An 18,044-nucleotide genomic window follows, 5' to 3' on the forward strand; every position below is an offset into this window, starting at 1 on the left:
GTCGACGGGGGCGCCCCGCCGGCCGTGCCGCCGACGGGCTCGCCCGGGACGCGTCGCACGGCGTCCCGCGGCTCGGCGCCCGGCCCGCCGGGTGTCGCCGGGCCCGCGGCGTCCCGCACCTCGTCCGTCGCCCCGGTCACCCACCCATCCCAGCACAGCGGCCGACGACGGCCGTCGTCCGAAGGATGTACGCCGCCGCGCAGGATCGGCCCTCCGCCCGACGCGGCGCACGGGCCCGCGCCGCGAGGGTGACGGCATGACCGAGCTGCTGGACCTGATCCGTGAGAACCCCGTCGCCGCGCTGGTCGTGGCGTGCGAGGTGGCGTTCTGGGTGTTCCTCGTCGCCGCGGTCGTGGCGCGGTACTGGTTGCGGTGGCGGCGGACGTCGACCGTCCTGCTGCTGTGCGAGCCGGTGCTCGAGGTCGTGCTGCTCGTCGCGACCGTCGGGGACCTGCTGCGTGGCAGCGAGCCGACGTGGACGCACGGTCTTGCCGCCCTCTACCTGGGCTTCACCGCGGGGTTCGGGAAGTACACGATCCACAAGGTCGACGCGTGGGTCGCGTGGCGCTTCGCGGGCGGGCCCCGGCCCCCGCGCGTGCCGAAGACCGGTGCGCCGGCACGCGCGCACGAGTGGCGCATGTGGGGCCGCGTGGTCGTCGCGTGGGTCGTCGCCGCGGTCGTCCTCGGGGTGCTGCTGCTCATCGCGCAGGAGCCCGACCAGCGCGAGGTGCTGCTCGGGTGGCTCGGGCGCGCGACGCTCGTGCTCGTCGTCTGGTTCGTCGCGGGACCCGTCTGGACGGAGCTCTCGACGCGCGGCCGACCGGCCGACGACGCCGACGACCCCGCGGACGACCGCGAGCGCGCCGACGCCCGCTGAGCGCCGCCCGGCGGCCGCGCCCCGGATGCGAGCCGCCGGGACGGGTGCGACGGTCGGGAGATGACGCGATTCGGCTACACGCTCATGACCGAGCAGTCCGGCCCCAAGGAGCTCGTGCGGTACGCCGCCGCGGCCGAGGAGGTCGGCTTCGACTTCGAGGTGTCGAGCGACCACTACTTCCCGTGGCTCGACGCGCAGGGCCACTCCGGCTACGCGTGGTCGACGCTCGGCGCGGTCGCGCAGGCGACCAGCCGTGTCGAGCTCATGACGTACGTGACGTGCCCGATCCTGCGGTACCACCCGGCCGTCGTGGCGCAGAAGGCCGCGACGCTCGGGGTGCTGTCCGACGGCCGGTTCACGCTCAACCTGGGCGCCGGGGAGAACCTCAACGAGCACGTCGTCGGCGAGCGCTGGCCCGCGGTCGGCGAGCGGCACGACATGCTCGAGGAGGCCGTCGAGATCATCCGCGAGCTCCTCACGGGCGAGCGCACGACGTACGACGGTGCGTACTTCCGCGTCGACTCCGCACGCGTGTGGGACACCCCGGACAGCGTGGTCGAGATCGGCGTGGCCGTGTCGGGCGACCAGTCGGTGCAGCGCTTCGCGCCGCTCGCCGACCACCTCGTCGCCGTCGAGCCCGACGGTGACCTCGTCGCCTCCTGGGACGCGGCCCGCCCGTCGGGTGCGGCGCTGTCCCGCAAGATCGGCCAGGTGCCCATCAGCTGGGACCCGTCGAAGGACCGCGCGGTCGAGCGTGCGCACGAGCAGTTCCGGTGGTTCGCGGGCGGGTGGAAGGTCAACGCCGACCTGCCGACGACCGAGGCCTTCGAGGCCGCGAGCCAGTTCGTGCGGCCCGAGGACGTCGCCGAGCAGATCGCGTGCGGTCCCGACCTCGACGCGTTCGTCGAGTCCGTCCGGGCCTACTGGGAGGCCGGGTTCACCGACGTCGCGATCGTGCAGATCGGCGACGAGAACCAGGCCGAGTTCCTCGAGAAGGCCGCCGGGCCGCTGCTCGAGAAGCTGCGCGCCGCGTCGAAGGCCTGACCGCGGCGGACGGCCTGCGCGCCCGTCTGCCCGTCTGCCCATCTGCCCATCTGCCAAGCGCACCACCGATGAGAGGAGCACCGACCGTGGCCGTGACCGCCTTCCAGGACCTCCCGCTCGCCGACCGCGACCGCGCGTGGGACGGCACCGCCGCCGAGAAGCGCGTCCGCGCATGGGCCGACGCCCAGGACGAGCCCAACGAGAAGTACCGCGACGCGCACGTCTGGTACGACGCCGACGCGAAGGACAACTTCACCGCGTACAAGCTGCTGATCGCCGACGTGGTCGACGGCCGGCTGCGGGCGGTGCCGCGCGGCGTGTTCGCGGCGGCCGCGGTCATGCAGGGCTCGCGCGGCGGCGTCGACCTGCCCGACAAGGACCGCGACCGCGTGAAGAGCCACCTGGCGAAGTACTACGCGAAGCTCGACGAGACCCCACCGTGGGACGACTGACCGACGGCCACGCCGTCCGTCGGCGGTTCCTGATCGACGCGTCGGGGTGGGGAGTGCGCCGGTCAGGCAGGACGTGCCGAGGTCAGTAGCCGGGGCGGAGCTTGACGCGCGGCTGGTTGTCGGCCGAGCGCGCCGACTCGACGATGCTCGGGCGGTCCGCGACGAAGTCCCCGAACGACCGGTACCCGAGCGAGCGCTCGCTGAACGCCGGGTCCATGCGCGTCATCTGGTTCTTGAGCTCGCCGAACGACACCCACTCGTCGTCGGGCTTCTTGGTGCGGACCAGGCGCATCGCGCGCATGAGCAGCTGGGTCGCGGCCCGGTGGGCGGCCTTGCCGGTGCGTGCGGGCGGTCGGTCGGCGGCCTCCGCGTCCGCGTCGTCGGTCCCGTCGGCCGCGGCGGCGCCGTCGGCCGCAGCGCGCGCGTCGGGTACAGCCACCGCACCCGCCCCCGGGGAGACGCCGTCGTCGACGGCCGGTGCACCGCCGCCCTCGGACCCGTTGCGCGCCTTCTTGCCCGACCCGCGCCCGCCGGTCGAGGCGGGACGCTCTGCGGCGACGACCTCCACCGGCTCGTCGTCCTCGGGCTCGTCGGCCGCGGACGTCTCGAGCAGGTCGTCGTAGTCGGCGAACTCGTCGCACGCCGCCATGAGCGCGCGGGACGTGGCCCCGGCGACGCCGATCCCGACGACGTACCGCCCGAGCCGCTTGGCGCGCTGCGCGAGCGCGACGTAGTCGGAGTCGCCGGCCACGACGACGACGTGCGTGACGTCGGGCAGCCGGAACAGGTCCTCGACGACGTCGACCGCGAGCCGGATGTCGGCGCCGTTCTTGAGCCCGGCGGTCACCGGGAAGAGCTGCGTGAGGTCGACGGCGCGGTCGACGAGCTGGCGCTGGTAGGCGGCGTTGGCGGGCACGGACCAGTCGGCGTACGCACGGCTGACGACGACGGACCCGAACGAGGACGCGTAGTCGAGGATCGCGCCGACGTCGACGCGCGCCTGCGCGAGCCGCTGGGCGACGGGGTCGTCGGCGCGTGCGTCCATGCGGTGCTCGCGGGCGCTGTCGCGGTACCAGTCGCCGCGGCGGAACGTCTGGTCGTAGCGCGAGATGACGATGTTGTCGAAGTCGACGTACACGGCGACGCGGGCGGTGGTGGTCTCCGGCATGCCGCCCATCCTCGCCTGCGCGGGACGCGTCCGCGGTGCGAACGCGTCATGTCAGCGGTGCCGACGCGTCCGACCGGTGGTGCGAGCGCGTCGGGTGCGCGGTGGGCGCGCGTCAGAGGCGCACGGCGGACGCGTCAGGCCTGAGGCGCGAACCGGGCCAGGTCGGCGGGGACGTCGTCGTGCCGGAGCTCGAACCAGACGGCCTTGACGGCGACGCCGCCCTCCTCGGGCGTCGTGCCCCAGCTGCTCGAGAGCCGGTCGACGAACATCACGCCGCGACCGCCGAGGGCGCTGGGCGGCGGGTTGCGAAGGACGGGGTCCTCACGGGCGCCGTCGGTGACCTCGACGCGCGTGCGGACGTCGTCGACGTCGACGCGGAGCGTCACGGGCGGGTCGGCGTGCGCGACGGCGTTGGTCACCAGCTCGCTGACGAGCAGCACGAGCACTTCCAGCCGCGCGGGCTCGACGCCGGCCTCGACGAGTCGCTCGCGTGCCCACCGGCGCGCCGGCGCGACCGCGGACAGCGCGGGTGCGACGGACGTCTCGGCGCGCATGCGGGGCCTCCTGCTCGACCTCGTCCGGGGGTGACGTGGTGGGGACTCCGCCACGGTTGTGCACATCCGGCGATTCGGCAACTCGAACTCGCCCCTCAGGACGAACCTCCACCCGCACGCGTGTGAGCATGGTCGCCGTGGCCCCCGTCGCACCGTCCACCCCGCACCGACCGTCTCCGCGCCAGGTGCGCAGGTGGCGGCGCTATCTCGCCGACGAGCGGGCCGAGGCGGCGGTCTACCGGGACCTCGCGGCGCGCCGCACGGGCGAGGAGAAGGCGATCCTGCTCGCGCTCGCGGACGCGGAACGCCGCCACGAGCAGCACTGGCTGGACCTGCTGGGCGACGACGTGGGCCGCCCGCTCCAGGGCGACGTGCGGACGCGTGTGCTGGGGTGGCTGGCCCGACGGTTCGGGTCGGTGTTCGTCCTGGCGCTCGCGCAGCGTGCGGAGGCCCGGTCGGAGTACGCGGACGAGGCCGACGCGACCCCGCGCATGGCGGCGGACGAGCGCATCCACGAGGAGGTCGTGCGGGGGCTCGCGACCCGCGGTCGCAACCGCATGTCGGGCACGTTCCGGGCGGCGGTGTTCGGCGCGAACGACGGCCTGGTGAGCAACCTGGCGCTCGTGCTCGGCATCGGTGCGAGCGGCGCGTCGCAGGCCACGGTGCTGCTGACGGGCCTGGCCGGGCTGCTCGCGGGCGCGCTGTCGATGGGTGCGGGCGAGTACGTGTCGGTGCGGTCGCAGCGCGAGCTCCTGGAGGCGTCGCGGCCCGGTCGGCACGCGGCCGAGGCGCTGCCGCACCTCGACGTGGACGCGAACGAGCTCGCGCTCGTCTACCGGGCGCGGGGCCTGGACGCCGACGAGGCCCAGGAGCGTGCGGCGCAGGTCCTCGCGACGTTCGGCCCGGGCGGCTCGCGGACCGAGGCCGTGACCGGCCTCCCGGCGGTGGCGCGCGACGCGCTCGCGGTCGCGGCGGGCGAGGGCGACGAGGACGCCGTGGTCGAGGTCGACGAGCACGAGACGATCGGCACCGCGATGGGCGCGGCGGTCGCGAGCTTCTGCTTCTTCGCGTCGGGTGCCGCGATCCCGGTGCTGCCGTACCTGTTCGGCGCCGACGGGCTGGTCGCGGTCGCGTGGGCGGCGGCGCTGGTCGGGCTCGCGCTGCTCGGCACGGGCGCGACCGTCGGGGTGCTGTCGGGCGCGTCGCCGGGGCGTCGGGCGCTGCGTCAGCTCGCGATCGGGTTCGGGGCGGCCGCGGTCACGTACCTGCTGGGGCTGGCGTTCGGCACGTCGGTCGCCTGACGACCGCCCGGCCCCGACGGACGCGGACGGGACGGGCTGTCGCCCGGTGGGTGGACGAGGTTTGGCAATCCTTACTTAGTTGAGGCTAACCTGCGCGTGTGCCCACGACGCCCCCGTCCGACGACGCACCCGCCGCTGTTCTCGGCGCTCCCGGTGCCCCCGCGCTGCGCGGTCACGACCTGCGCCTGGCCTACCACGGCACGGTCGTCGTCGAGCGCGCCGGTCTCCGCCTGCTCCCCGGCGAGGTCACCGCGCTGATCGGCCCCAACGGCTCCGGCAAGTCCACGCTGCTCCGGGCTCTCGCCCGGCTGCACCGGCCCGACGCCGGGACGATCGCGCTGCCGGACGTCGAGGACGCCCGCGCGCTGTCGGCGCAGCACTTCGCGCGCCGCGTCACGCTGCTGTCGCAGTCCCGGCCCACGCCCTCGGGCGTCTGCGTCCGCGACGTCGTCGGCTACGGCCGCCACCCCTACCGCGGCCGCTGGCGCCAGGACGACCCCGACGGCCCCCGCGCGATCGCGTGGGCGATGGACGTCACCGGCACCACCGACATGGCCGCGCGTCCCGTCGACGAGCTGTCCGGCGGCGAGCTCCAGCGCGTCTGGCTCGCGACCTGCCTCGCGCAGGACACGCGCGTGCTGCTGCTCGACGAGCCCACGACCTACCTCGACCTGCGCTACCAGGTCGAGATCCTCGACCTGGTCCGCGACCTGGCCGACGAGCACGGCGTGGCCGTCGGCGTCGTCCTGCACGACCTCGACCAGGCCGCCGCCGTCGCCGACCACGTGGTGCTGCTGCGCCGCGGCGAGGTCGTCGGCGCGGGCCTCCCGCACGAGGTGCTCACCGCCGACGCGCTCACCGAGACCTACGGCATCCGCATCGACGTGACCGTCGACGACCACGGCCGCGTCCGCACGCGTCCCGTCGGCCGGCACACGCACCGCGCCCTCACGCCTGCCTGACCCGCACGACCCGTCTGACACCGCGCCCCGCCCCCGTGGGGCGCGCCACCACCACCCGAGGAACCTCATGCGAACCCTGCGCGCCCTGCCCGCCGCCGTCGTGACGGGCACCGTCGCCGCCCTGCTGCTGACCGCCTGCGGCACCACCGAGGAGCCCGCCGCCGCGGCGGAGACGGGTGCGGCCGAGGCGACCGGCGGCCCGGTCACCCTCACCGACGACCGCGGCGAGGAGGTCACGCTCGACGCCCCCGCGACGGACGTCGTCTCGCTCGAGTGGGGCCTCACGGAGAACCTGCTGACGCTCGGCGTCACGCCCGTCGGCCAGGCCGACGTCACGGGCTACAACGTGTGGGACACGGTCGTGCCGCTCGACGCGTCCGTCGCCGACGTGGGCATGCGCGGCGAGCCGAGCCTCGACGCGATCGCCGCGCTCGACGCCGACCTCGTCGTCACCACGACCGACCTCCCGGAGGAGGTCATCGCGCAGATCGAGGAGACCGTCCCCGTCATCGCGCTGCGCGGCTCGGACGCGACCGACCCGATCGGCCACATGGAGCGGACGATCGAGGTCCTCGGCCAGGCCACGGGCACCGAGGACGAGGCGGCGAAGGCCCTCGAGGAGTTCGACGCCGCGGTCGCCGACGCGAAGGCCGAGCTCGAGGACGCGGGCCTGTCCGGCGCGAAGGTCGCGATGGCCGACGGCTGGCTGTCCGACGGAGCCGTCTCGATCCGCGCCTACACCGAGGGCTCGTACCTCGGTGGCATCGGCAAGCTGCTCGGCCTCGAGAACGCCTGGTCGCTCGAGGGCGACCCCGACTACGGCCTCGGCGGCACGGACGTCGAGGGCCTGACGGCGCTCGGCGAGGGCGTGCACTTCCTCTACATCGCCAACGACACCGAGGGCGGCGACGCGTTCACCGAGGGCCTCGGCACCAACCCGATCTGGCAGCAGCTCCCGTTCGTCGTCGCCGGCGACGTGCACCGCCTGCCCGACGGCATCTGGCTGTTCGGCGGTCCCGCCTCCGGTGAGGCGTGGATCGACGCGACGGTGGGCGCGCTGACCAAGTGAGCCTCGGTCTCGACGAGCAGGTCGACGCACCGGCGGGCACGCGCCCGGGCCGGGGCGGCGCGACGGCCATCCCGGCCGCGCCGCCCCGCACCGCAGCGCTGCCGCTGGTGGGCGTGTTCACCGCGGCCGTCGTCCTCGTGGCGGCGCTCGCGGTGCTCGACCTCACGCTGGGCACCTCCGACGTGGGGGCCCTCGACCTGTGGCACCTGCTGCGGGGCACGAGCGACGACCAGACCCTCGCGGTCCTGATCGCGTCGCGGGCCCCGCGGGTGCTCGCCGGCCTGCTCGTCGGGGCCGCGCTCGGCGTCTCGGGCGGTGCGCTGCAGTCCGTGGCGCGCAACCCGCTGGCGTCGCCCGACACGCTCGCGGTCAACGCGGGCGCGTACGTCACGGTCGTCCTGGCGGCCGTGCTCGGGATCTCGCTGCCGTTCGCGCTGAGCGGCGCGCTCACGTTCGTCGGCGGCCTGGCCGCGGCGGCGTTCGTGCTCGCGATCGCGCGCGGCGGTGCCGCCGGTCCGTCGCGCCTGGTGCTCGCTGGCTCGGCGACGATGCTCGCGCTCTCGTCGATCACCTACCTGCTCATGCTGCTGTTCGAGCAGGAGACGCAGGGCATGTTCGCGTGGGGCGAGGGCACGATCGTCCAGTCCGGCACGCAGAAGGTCGCGCAGGCGGCCCCCGTCGTGCTGGTCGCGATCGTGGTGCTCGTCGTGTGGTCCCGCCGTCTCGACGTCCTCGCGCTCGGCGACGACACCGCGTCGGTGCTGGGGCTCGACGTCCGGCGGACGCGCGTCGTCGCCGTGCTGCTCGCGGTGCTCCTGGCGGCGCTCGCCGTGACGGTCGCCGGTCCCGTCGGCTTCGTCGGCCTCTCTGCGCCGGTCATCGCGCGGCTCGTCGCGTCACGTGTACCCGGCCTGTTCCGGCACCGGCTGCTGCTGCCGTTCGCGGCGCTCGCCGGGTGCGCGGTCGTGCTGGCCGCCGACGTGCTCATCCGGGCGCTGGTGCCCGCGCGGGCGGGCGTGATGATCCCGACGGGCGTCGTCACGACGCTGCTCGGGGCGTCCCTCATGGTGTGGCTCGCGCGTCGGCTGCGCGCGTCGGGGCCCGTGCGCGCCACGGCGTCGGTCGGTGCGCGGGCGGCGTCGCGGACGCGCGTCGGCGTCGTCGTCGGGCTGCTCGTGGTCCTCGTCGTCGGGCTGCTCGTCGCGGGACTGCTGCTGGGCGACCGGCTGCTGCTCACCGGTGACGTCGCCAACTGGCTCGCCGGGACCAGCGGGCGACAGGTGTCGTTCGTGCTCGACCAGCGCGTGCCGCGCGTCCTCGCGGCGCTGCTCGCCGGTGCCGCGCTCGGCCTCGCCGGCACGTCGGTGCAGGCCGTCGCGCGCAACCCGCTCGCCGAGCCGGGGCTGCTCGGCATCACCGGCGGCGCGGGTGTCGGCGCGGTGCTCGCGACCTTCCTGCTGCCCGGGACGTCCGTGTGGGGCGTGTCCGTCGGCGCGGTGCTCGGCGCCGGGCTCACGTTCTCGCTCGTCTACGGGCTGTCCTCGCGGCGCGGGCTCAGCTCCGACCGGCTCGTGCTCGTCGGCATCGGCGTCTCCGCGGCTGCGAGCTCGATCATCACGCTGCTCGTGGTGCTCACGAGCCCGTGGAACACGACGATGGCGCTCACGTTCCTCTCCGGCTCGACGTACGGCCGGACGGCCGCGCAGGTGTGGCCCGTCGCGATCGCGCTCGTCGTGCTGACCCCGCTGCTGGTGCGCTGGCGGCGCGACCTCGACGTCATCGCGCTCGACGACGACGTGCCGCGCGTGCTCGGCGTGCCGCTCGAGCGGACCCGGCTCGGGCTGCTCGTCGTCACCGCGCTGCTCACGGCGGTCGCCGTGTCGGCCGTCGGCGTCGTCGGGTTCATCGGCCTCGTCGCGCCGCACCTCGCCCGTGCGCTCGTCGGGTCGTCGCACGCCCGCGTCATCCCCGTCGCGGCCCTGCTCGGCGCGGTCGTGCTCAGCGCGGCGGACACCGTCGGGCGGACCGTCATCGCCCCGGCGCAGATCCCCGCGGGCCTGGTGGCGGCACTCATCGGAGCGCCGTACTTCGTCTGGCTCCTCTGGCGCAGCCGCCGCGCCTGACCGCGCCGTGACGCACCCGGGAGGGGTGCTGCTACGCTATAAGCATCGTCAGTCGGGAGCTGAAAATGCTTATGAGCGACGTGTTCGTCGCCCTCGCGCAGGCGCACGGCATCGTTTTCCGGCCGTCGCCGGCCCTGGGCGTGCACGCACCGCTCACGCTGACCGGCCCGGACATGCCCGCGACCCCGTACGACGTGCACACGACCGGTGCGCTGTACCCCTCGCGCGTGCGCCGGTACAGCGTCGACCGGTACGCGCTCGCTGCGGCGCGACCTCGACCGCTCGTCATCGCCGCATCCGCGACGCGCGCGGCTCGCGACACCGCGCTCGAGGTCGGCGTGTCGCTGCTCGTCGCCCCCGACGGCGGCCCCGTCACCGGTGTGCTGATCGACGCGAGCGGGCGCACGCACGTCGTTGACGCGCCGACCGCGCACGAGGCAGCGGACGAGGCACCACGGCGTTCGGGCCGCACGCCGTGGGGCGCCTACGCACTCGCGATCTCCCTGCTGCACGACCCCACCCCGCGCAGCCAGGCCGCGCTGGCGTGCGAGGTGTCCCTCACGCAGCCGCGGGTCTCGCAGGCGCTCAGGGACATGCACGCCTTCGTCGCGCGCGAGCCGGCCGGCTGGGCCGTGCGGGACTCGGACCAGCTCGCGCGCTGGCTGCGTGACCGGTACCCGCAGCCCCGGACCAGCGCGACGTGGCTCACGCTCGACGCCCCCGTCCTGGCGACGAGGGCGATCGCTGGTGCACTCGAGGACGCCGGTGTCCGGTACGCGGTCACCGGGCAGGTCGCCGCCGACTCCTACGCACCATGGGCGCGGCCGACGCGCACGACCATCTGGGCCGACCAGCTCGTCGACCTGTCCGCGGTCGGCTGCACACCCGCACGGGCGACCGACGCCACCGTCACCATCGCGGTGCCGGACGACCCGTACGCACTGCAAGACGCGACGTTGCGTGGAGGACTGCACCTGGCTGATCCGTGGCGGGTCTGGCTGACGCTGGCCCAGGACGGCGACGACGCCGCGGCGGACCGGCTGCGCGAGAAGCTGGTACAGGCGGCATGAGCTCGCTCGTGCTCGCGTCGACCTCGAAGGCGACCGACGCGGGTTGGCTCGCCGCGGCGGACATCGCCTCGGTCGCCGGCGCGGTCGGTGTCCCCTACCGGCTCGTCGGCGGCCTGGCGGTCACGCTGCTGGTCCACGTCCACGGCGCGGACGAGCTCGCTCCTGCCCGCGAGACCGCCGACGCCGACCTCGGTGTGCCGTTCGACGTGTGCGCAGACGATCGCCTTCGGCAGGCGCTTCTCGACGTGGGATATGGCCAGGTGCAGGGCAACCGGTTCGTGCGCGTCGACGCGGACGGGCGCGAGCTGGTGGTCGACGTGCTCACGACGTCGTACACCGGCCGGATGGAATCGAACCAGGAGCGCGGCCAGCTCGTCGTCGACGCCATCCCCGGCCTGCACACCGCGCTCCGCGAGCCGGCGACGGCCGTCGAGCTCACCGCCGTGCTCACCGACCGGACCGAGCTGCACACCACCCTCCTGCTACCGGACGTCGCCGCAGCCCTCGTGCTCAAGGCGTACGCATACCGCGGCCGGTACGCCGGGTCCGACGCCGTGGACATCCACCGGCTGCTCGAGGCCGCGAACGTCGCGGGTCGGACCGCGGCCGACTGGCCCGGGCGGACCGAAGGGCGAGACGCCGCCCACGTGCTCCACACGTCGTTCGGGGCTGTGCGGCGTCCGAACGCTGCACTGCGGGGAGCAGACGCGCGCGTCCGGCTCCTGGTGCAGAAGATCGTCGCCACGCACTGACCTCCGGCGCGGCCGACAGGCGACACGCACCTGCAGTGTCCATGTGACGAACACCTGGGTTTAGGCAAGCCTCACCTTCGCGTAGGGTGGCGGGCGTGACGACGACCACGACGACGGACACCACCGCCGCCGCGACCGACGCCCTGCCGTTCCGCATGTTCGCGGTGCAGGTGTCCGACGTGCAGCGCCTGTGCCCCAGCGTCCTGCGCCTCACCTTCACGGGCGAGGACCTCGACCGCTTCGCGGACAACGGGTTCGATCAGCGCATCAAGTTCTTCCTGCCGCTGCACGACGCCGGCTACGACGAGCTGCTCTCGCTCGACGGCAGCGCCGACTGGTACGGCCGCTGGCGCGCGCTGCCCGACGAGCGCCGCCACACCGTCCGCACGTACACCGCGCGCGCCGTCCGCCAGCACCGCCGCGAGCTCGACGTCGACGTCGTGCTGCACGGCGACCTCGGACCGGCGTCCCGCTGGGCCGGCACGGCCGCCCCCGGCGACGAGCTCGTCATCCTCGGCCCCAACGCCGACGCGGTCGGCCCGCACGGCGGCGTCGACTTCGTGCCCCCGGCGCGCACCGACCGCCTGCTCATCGCGGGCGACGAGACGGCGCTGCCCGCCATCGCGGGCATCCTCGAGCGTCTGCCCGCCGACGCGCGGGGCGAGGCCATCATCGAGATGCCGCACCCCGAGGACCGCCTCGACCTCGTCGCCCCCGCGGGTGTGACCGTCCGCTGGTACGGCCGCGGCGACGAGCCGCACGGCTCGCTGCTCGTGCCCGCCGTCCAGGCCGCGTGCGCCCGCATGCTGCCCGGCCAGGCGCCTGCGCCCGACGTCGTCCTCGAGGACGTCGACGTCGACGAGGGCATCCTGTGGGAGGTGCCGGTCGACTGGTCGACCGGCGCCCCGCTCGCCGAGGAGGCGCACCTGTACGCGTGGCTCGCCGGCGAGGCCGCGGTCATCAAGACGCTGCGCCGCCACCTCGTGTCCGAGTGCGGCGTCGACCGCAAGGCCGTCGCGTTCATGGGCTACTGGCGCGAGGGGCGCTCCGAGGCGAGCTGACCACTCGTCGACCTGTCCGGCTCGCCCGCGGCGGCTGGATCGCGGCGCCCGGCAGGCCCGTCGGCCGTCGCCCGCTCGGCGGCAGGCCGACGACACCCCTCTACGACGCGCCGGGCTCCGCGGTGACCGCGCGCACGGCAAGCCCGACGGCGGTCCGGAGGTCGGCGACGCTCTCCGGCGTTCCCGGCGGCGGGCCGCTGAGTGACCCGGCCCCGATGAGGCGGTCGAAGACGAGCCCGTCGAGGAACGCCACGAGCGCGTCGCCGCGTCGCTCCGCGTCCGGCATGCCGGCACGGGCCAGCAGCTCACGGGCCTGCACGCGGAACCCGACCCCGTGGGCGAGGACCGTGCGCAGCTCGGGGTGGTGCGTGGCCTCGAGCAGGCAGGCGTAGCGCACGAGCGTGCGGGTGCGCCCGGTGCTGAGCCAGGCGTCGAGGACGACGGCGACCTGGGCGGCGAACGCGTCCACGTGGTCGGGCTGCAGTGCGCCCGCGAGGTCGGCTGACTCGCCCCCCGAGCCCACGAAGCGCAGTCCCTGGTCCGCGAGCTCGGCCTGGTCCAGGTCGGCGAGCCGTTGGACGACCGCCTCGACGAGGGCCCGACGGGTGCGGAAGTGCACCGAGGTGGTGCCCGTCGGGACCCCGGCCTGCGCGTCGACCGCGCGGTGGGTCAGCCCCCGCATCCCGGCGCCGGCGACGACCTGGATCGCCGCGTCCGTGAGCACCGCGAAGCGCGGTGGCCGTTGCTGACTCACGACGTCTCCCGGCATCTCCGCCCTCCCTCCACTTCTACATGTGTAGTAGCCTCGATTCTACAGGTGTAGTGTCGAGGATGGGGACGGACATGCGGGAAGCACGGAGTGCGGTCGTGGTCGGCGGAGGTATCGGCGGACTCGCGGCGGCCGTGGCGTTGCGACGGGTCGGCTGGTCCGTGACCGTGCTGGAGCGCGCCGACGCGTTCGAGGAGGTCGGCGCCGGCATCAGCCTCATGTCCAACGCGCTCGCCTGCCTCGACGCGCTCGGTCTCGGGGAGGCCGTGCGCGACGGCTCGCGCCCGCAGCTCGGCGGCGGGATGCGGACGCCGTCCGGCGCCTGGCTCTCCCGGCTCGACGGTGCGGCCGTGGAGGAGGAGCTCGGCGTCAACGCCGTCGTCCTGCCACGCCCCGAGCTCCTGGCGCTGCTCCTCGCCGCACTGCCGGACGAGTCCGTGATCACCGGCGCGACGCCGTCGGCGATCGTCGACGACGAGGACGGCGTCGCGGTGCGCTACGTGCGCGACGGTCACGAGGACACGCTCCGTGCGGACCTCGTCGTGGGCGCCGACGGGCTGCGCAGCTGGGTGCGCGCGCAGCGGTGGCCGGACGCGCCCGGACCCGTCCACGACGGGTCCACCGCCTGGCGCGCGATCACGACGGCCCCGGTCGGGACGGACGTCGAGATGAGCCAGACGTGGGGTGCCGCGCAGGAGTTCGGATGCATCCCCCTGGCCGACGGGCGCGTGTACTGGTACGCCGCCGCGTCGACGCCGGAGGGAGAGCGGGCCCCCGACGAGCTCGCGGAGGTGCGCGCGCGCTTCGGCACCTGGCACGCGCCCATCGCCGACGTGCTCGCGGCCACCGACCCGGCGGCGGTGCTGCGGCACGACGTCTACCGGCTCCCCGACCTCCCGACGTACGTCCGCGGCAGGGTGGCCCTGCTGGGCGACGCCGCGCACGCGATGGTCCCGAACCTCGGCCAGGGCGGTGCCCAGGCGATCGAGGACGCCGTCGTGCTCGCGGCGGCGCTCGCGTCGACGCCCGACCTGACGTCAGCGCTGGACGCGTACGACCGGCAGCGGCGCCCACGGAGCCAGTCGATCGGCCGTGCCGCCACGACGATCAGCCGCTTCGGGCAGCAGCTGCGCCACCCCGTCGCGGTGGCGGTGCGCAACACGGCGATGCGGCTCACCCCGGACCGCGTGGCGCTGAGCTCGATGGCCCGCTTCGGGCGCTGGACACCCCCGACGCTGCCGGCCCCGGGTCCGCGCTGACCCGACACCGCGCACTTCTGGCGGTCGCTGAGCGGTCCGTGGCGGTCGCACCCTTGGCAGGGCGCGCCGGGCTCGACAGAGTCGTGCCATGCCCCAGGCTCGCGTGCTGCCCGCGTTCGACGGTGACGTCCTGGTCCCCGGCGACCCGGGGTACGACGAGGCGCGCGCCGTCTGGAACGGCGCGATCGACCGCAGACCGCGGTACGTCGTGCGGTGCGCCGGTGCGGACGACGTGCAGCGCGCCGTCCGCGTCGCGCGCGAGCACGGGCTGACGCTCGGCGTCCGCGGCGGCGGGCACAGCGCCGCGGGGTGGGCGGTGCCCGACGACGGGCTGATGATCGACCTGTCGGGCATGCGCGAGGTCGCGGTCGACCCGGCCGCGCGCACGGCCCAGGTGCAGGGCGGCGCGCTGCTCGGCTCGCTCGACGCGGCCACGCAGCCGTTCGGGCTCGCGACGACGGCGGGCATCGTGTCGCACACGGGCATCGGCGGGCTGGCGCTCGGCGGCGGCATGGGGTGGCTCGCGCGGCAGGTCGGTCTGACCTGCGACAACGTCTGCGGGTTCGAGGTCGTCACGGCCGAGGGGGAGGTCGTCCGAGCGACCGCCGACGAGAACCCGGACCTGTTCTGGGGGCTGCGCGGCGGCGGCGGCAACTTCGGCGTCGTCACGCGCTTCGACCTCACGCTGCACGACGTCGGGACTCAGGCCCTCGTGGCCGAGGTGGACCTCGACCCCGAGCACGCGCTCGACGCGCTGCGGACCTGGGTCGCCCGGGCGTCGGACGCCCCGCGACCCGCCACGCTCTACGCCGACCTCGTCGCCGGGGGCGCGCTCACGCTCGGGTTCTCCTGGGTCGGGGATCCCGCCGGGGCGGAAGGGCTCGTCGCGGAGCTCGACCGGCTCGGGACGCCGCTCGCCCGACGCGTCGAACCCCGCTCGTACCTCGAGCTGCAGAGCCAGTCGGACGTCCCGACCGCGCACGGCTTCCGGCGCTACGCGAAGAGCCACTACGTCCGGGGTCTGACCGACGCGGCGCTCGAGGCGTTCCTGGCGCACGTCGACGCGCGCGTCGGCGCGGCGAGCCTCGTCGCGTACGGCGGCGCGATCGCGGACGTCGACCCGGACGCGACGGCGTTCGTCCATCGTGACGTCGAGTTCGAGTACGACGTCGGTGCGCGGTGGGAGGACCCGGCGGACGACGAGGCCGTCGTCGCGTCGTGCCGCCGCCTCGCGTCGGGGCTCGAGCCGTGGAGCACCGGGGTGTACGTCAACGCGCTCGCCGACGAGGGCGCCGCGGGCGTCCGGCGGGCGTACGGGGACGGAACCTACGCACGGCTGCGCCAGGTCAAGGCGGCTTGGGACCCCGAGAACGTCTTCCGGCTCAACCAGAACATCCCGCCGGCCTGATCCTGCGACGCCCCGCCGAGCGGGTCCGGCCGGGGCGGGCGCGCGCGATGCCGACGTCGGCCGGTTGCCGGTCGGCGGTGCGCCCCGCAGGCTGGGAGGACGACGAGAGGGAACGCATGAGCTCGACCGACCCGTATCGCAACCCGGACCCCGACCCCGACGAGACGCCGGGGCTCGAACCCGGTGGCGGCGTCGCACCCGGGGACACACCGCCCGCGGAGTCGTCCACGTCCGGCGCGTCGGACCGGCAGCCGGGGACCGGGTCGACGCGCTCCAACTGGATCGCGTACGGGGTGATCGGAGCGTTCGTCGTCCTGATCGGCCTGTTCTTCGTGGGGTACGCGATCGGTCTGCTCGACTGAGTTCCCGTCACGCGTCCTGCGCCGCTCCTGACGTCCGGGTCTGCGGAGCCGGGCGCGTAGCACCTGTGCGTGACGCGCGCCACCCGTCCGGCGGGGCGCCGGCTCCGAACCACGGTCGACCCGTTCCGACGAGCCGACTGCGAGCGTCCCGATGTCCACCCTGGTCGTGTGCGCGACCCCCGTGCAGCCGTGCCCGTTCCCGTGGGTCGCGGCGCGCGTCCGTCGCGCGCGCGAGCCGTGGGGCACACTGACCGGCGTGACCAACCCCGCGCGCGAGTCGGCGGCCGACTCCGCGCAGGACCTCATGGCGGCGGTGGCGACCGGTGACCAGGCCGCCTTCGCGAGCCTCTACGACCTGCTGTCCCGCGCCGTGCACGGCTCGTGCCTCGGCGTCCTGCGGGACCCGGACCACGCCGCCGAGGTCGCGCAGGAGGTGTGGGTCGAGGTGTGGCGCACGGCCGCCCGCTACGAGGCGGCGCGCGGGTCGGTGCGCACCTGGGTCACGACGCTCGCGCACCGCCGGGCCGTCGACCGCGTGCGGGCCGTGCAGGCGCAGCGCGACCGCGACCAGCGGGTGCTCGACGAGAGCACCGAGCGCCCGTTCGACGTGGTCGCGGACGACGTCGAGCACCGCCTCGAGCAGTCCGCCGTGCGCGACTGCCTGGGCTCGTTGACCGAGACGCAGCGCACCGCGGTGGTCCTCGCCTACTACGGCGGCCGGACCTACCGTGAGGTGGCGGCCGAGCTCGACGCGGCGCTGCCGACCGTGAAGTCCCGCATCCGCGACGGGCTGCTGCGCCTCAAGGACTGCCTGGGGGTGACCGCGTGAGCGAGCACGACGACGTCCGCGCCCTGCTCGGCGCGTACGCGCTCGACGCCGTCGACGACGACGAGCGCCGCGCCGTGGAGGCCCTCGTGGCCGCTGATCCCGACGCCGCACGCGAGCTCGGGGACCTGCGCGCCGTCGCCGCACGACTGGGTGCCGCCGTCGACGCCGAGCCGCCCGCCGGTGCCCGCGCCGCGGTGCTCGCGGCGATCGCGTCCACGCCGCAGGACGCGGACGAGCGCACGTCGCCGGACCATGACGGCGTGCCGCCCGTCGTCGTCGCCGACATGCCGTCCGCCGACGTGCCGTCCGCCGACGTGCCGTCCGCCGACGTGCCGTCCACCGACGTGCCGGCCGCCGAGGTGCCGTCCACCGACGTGCCGGCCGCCGAGGTGCCGGCCGTCACGCCGGAGTTCGTCGCGGCGCCCTCGGTCGTCCCGCCCGTCGACGAGCGGTCGACCCCGCGTCGCGGTCCCGCGCGCTGGTACGCGCTCGCCGCCGCGGTCGCGATCGGGGCGGCCGTCCCGGGTGCGCTGCTCGTGCAGCAGGTCGCCCACACGCGCCAGGTCCAGGCCGAGCAGCAGCAGGTCGCGGACCTCCTGACCGACCCGTCCGCGGTGCTCGTGCACGAGGACGTGGCCGACGGCGGCGACGTGACGGCGATCCTCACCGACACACGGGCCGTCTTCACGGCGGAGAACCTGCCCCACCCCGACGACGGGCGCGTCTACCAGCTCTGGGTCGTCCGTGAGGGGCAGCCGCTCTCCGCGGGTGTCATGACGAGCGACGACGGGACGGTCCGGCAGTTCGCCGACGACTTCGCGCCCGGGGACGCGCTCGCCGTGACGGTCGAGCCGGCCGGCGGGTCCGCGCAGCCGACGAGCGACCCGATCGTGGTCCTCGCCGCGGCCTGACGCCGCACGCCGCACGCCCGCCGCACACGCCCGCCGCACGCGCCCGCCGCACGCCCGCCGACCTCGCCGCGGC

Annotated in this window: 18 protein-coding genes; 15 read left to right on the forward strand and 3 right to left on the reverse strand. The window is 75.2% G+C overall.

Going from position 1 to position 18,044, the window contains the following annotated elements; genetic code table 11:
• Positions 1-256 precede the first annotated feature (256 nt).
• The 3 genes from CTKZ_RS09065 (at position 257) to CTKZ_RS09075 (ending at position 2,373) form a co-directional block, all read left to right on the forward strand.
• Positions 257-877, forward strand: coding sequence for a hypothetical protein (locus CTKZ_RS09065; RefSeq protein WP_235843411.1), 621 nt, complete (start codon positions 257-259; stop codon positions 875-877).
• A 60-nt stretch (positions 878-937) separates the two neighbouring features.
• Entirely contained in the window at positions 938-1,921 is a 984-nt protein-coding gene (locus CTKZ_RS09070) for a TIGR03557 family F420-dependent LLM class oxidoreductase (RefSeq protein ID WP_124342648.1), read from the forward strand.
• A gap of 86 nt (positions 1,922-2,007) precedes the next feature.
• A complete protein-coding gene (locus tag CTKZ_RS09075) occupies positions 2,008-2,373 on the forward strand; it encodes a hypothetical protein (protein WP_124342649.1) in 366 nt (121 codons plus the stop codon).
• Between the two features lie 82 nt (positions 2,374-2,455).
• Here the strand turns inward: CTKZ_RS09075 and CTKZ_RS09080 are convergent, their stop codons facing one another.
• The gene (locus CTKZ_RS09080) at positions 2,456-3,541 is read right to left on the reverse strand and encodes an NYN domain-containing protein (RefSeq protein WP_124342650.1); all 1,086 of its coding nucleotides are present in this window, start codon (positions 3,539-3,541) and stop codon (positions 2,456-2,458) included.
• Between the two features lie 134 nt (positions 3,542-3,675).
• Positions 3,676-4,095 carry an ATP-binding protein gene (locus tag CTKZ_RS09085; RefSeq protein WP_124342651.1) on the reverse strand — a complete coding sequence of 140 codons (420 nt, stop codon included), beginning with the start codon at positions 4,093-4,095 and terminating at the stop codon, positions 3,676-3,678.
• Positions 4,096-4,223: 128 nt separating this feature from the next.
• Here CTKZ_RS09085 and CTKZ_RS09090 point away from each other — a divergent pair, with 128 nt between their 5' ends.
• The 7 genes from CTKZ_RS09090 (at position 4,224) to CTKZ_RS09125 (ending at position 12,433) form a co-directional block, all read left to right on the forward strand.
• Positions 4,224-5,396: a VIT1/CCC1 transporter family protein gene (locus tag CTKZ_RS09090; protein WP_124342652.1), complete on the forward strand. Its 1,173-nt coding sequence runs from the start codon at positions 4,224-4,226 to the stop codon at positions 5,394-5,396.
• Positions 5,397-5,494: 98 nt separating this feature from the next.
• Entirely contained in the window at positions 5,495-6,358 is an 864-nt protein-coding gene (locus CTKZ_RS09095) for an ABC transporter ATP-binding protein (RefSeq protein ID WP_200829688.1), read from the forward strand.
• A gap of 67 nt (positions 6,359-6,425) precedes the next feature.
• Positions 6,426-7,427: an ABC transporter substrate-binding protein gene (locus CTKZ_RS09100; RefSeq protein WP_124342653.1), complete on the forward strand. Its 1,002-nt coding sequence runs from the start codon at positions 6,426-6,428 to the stop codon at positions 7,425-7,427.
• Positions 7,424-9,550, forward strand: a complete 2,127-nt coding sequence (locus CTKZ_RS09105) for an iron ABC transporter permease (RefSeq protein WP_124342654.1) — start codon at positions 7,424-7,426, stop codon at positions 9,548-9,550. The genes CTKZ_RS09100 and CTKZ_RS09105 overlap by 4 nt, the downstream gene beginning before the upstream one ends.
• A 65-nt stretch (positions 9,551-9,615) precedes the next feature.
• Positions 9,616-10,620 carry a hypothetical protein gene (locus tag CTKZ_RS09115; protein ID WP_200829689.1) on the forward strand — a complete coding sequence of 335 codons (1,005 nt, stop codon included), beginning with the start codon at positions 9,616-9,618 and terminating at the stop codon, positions 10,618-10,620.
• Positions 10,617-11,372, forward strand: coding sequence for a hypothetical protein (locus CTKZ_RS09120; RefSeq protein WP_124342657.1), 756 nt, complete (start codon positions 10,617-10,619; stop codon positions 11,370-11,372). Before CTKZ_RS09115 ends, CTKZ_RS09120 begins: the two co-directional genes overlap by 4 nt.
• A gap of 95 nt (positions 11,373-11,467) precedes the next feature.
• Positions 11,468-12,433 (forward strand): siderophore-interacting protein, encoded by a 966-nt coding sequence (locus CTKZ_RS09125; protein ID WP_124342658.1) that lies wholly within the window; start codon positions 11,468-11,470, stop codon positions 12,431-12,433.
• 100 nt (positions 12,434-12,533) lie between these two features.
• Here CTKZ_RS09125 and CTKZ_RS22600 read toward each other — a convergent pair whose 3' ends face one another.
• A complete protein-coding gene (locus CTKZ_RS22600; protein ID WP_268904335.1) occupies positions 12,534-13,187 on the reverse strand; it encodes a TetR/AcrR family transcriptional regulator in 654 nt (217 codons plus the stop codon).
• Between the two features lie 113 nt (positions 13,188-13,300).
• On the opposite strand from CTKZ_RS22600, the gene CTKZ_RS09135 reads away from it, so the two are divergent.
• The 5 genes from CTKZ_RS09135 to CTKZ_RS09155 all read left to right on the forward strand — a co-directional run bounded on the left by CTKZ_RS09135 (position 13,301) and on the right by CTKZ_RS09155 (position 17,971).
• Entirely contained in the window at positions 13,301-14,461 is a 1,161-nt protein-coding gene (locus CTKZ_RS09135; protein WP_200829690.1) for an FAD-dependent monooxygenase, read from the forward strand.
• Positions 14,462-14,549: 88 nt separating this feature from the next.
• Positions 14,550-15,869: an FAD-binding oxidoreductase gene (locus CTKZ_RS09140; protein ID WP_124342661.1), complete on the forward strand. Its 1,320-nt coding sequence runs from the start codon at positions 14,550-14,552 to the stop codon at positions 15,867-15,869.
• A 116-nt stretch (positions 15,870-15,985) separates the two neighbouring features.
• Positions 15,986-16,231 carry a DUF6480 family protein gene (locus tag CTKZ_RS09145; RefSeq protein WP_124342662.1) on the forward strand — a complete coding sequence of 82 codons (246 nt, stop codon included), beginning with the start codon at positions 15,986-15,988 and terminating at the stop codon, positions 16,229-16,231.
• Positions 16,232-16,382: 151 nt separating this feature from the next.
• A complete protein-coding gene (gene sigK / locus CTKZ_RS09150; protein ID WP_124342663.1) occupies positions 16,383-17,060 on the forward strand; it encodes an ECF RNA polymerase sigma factor SigK in 678 nt (225 codons plus the stop codon).
• Entirely contained in the window at positions 17,057-17,971 is a 915-nt protein-coding gene (locus CTKZ_RS09155; RefSeq protein ID WP_160142861.1) for an anti-sigma factor, read from the forward strand. The genes sigK and CTKZ_RS09155 overlap by 4 nt, the downstream gene beginning before the upstream one ends.
• Positions 17,972-18,044: the final 73 nt, after the last annotated feature.

Origin of the sequence: Cellulomonas algicola (assembly GCF_003851725.1) — a bacterium.
Lineage (GTDB): Bacteria > Actinomycetota > Actinomycetes > Actinomycetales > Cellulomonadaceae > Cellulomonas > Cellulomonas algicola.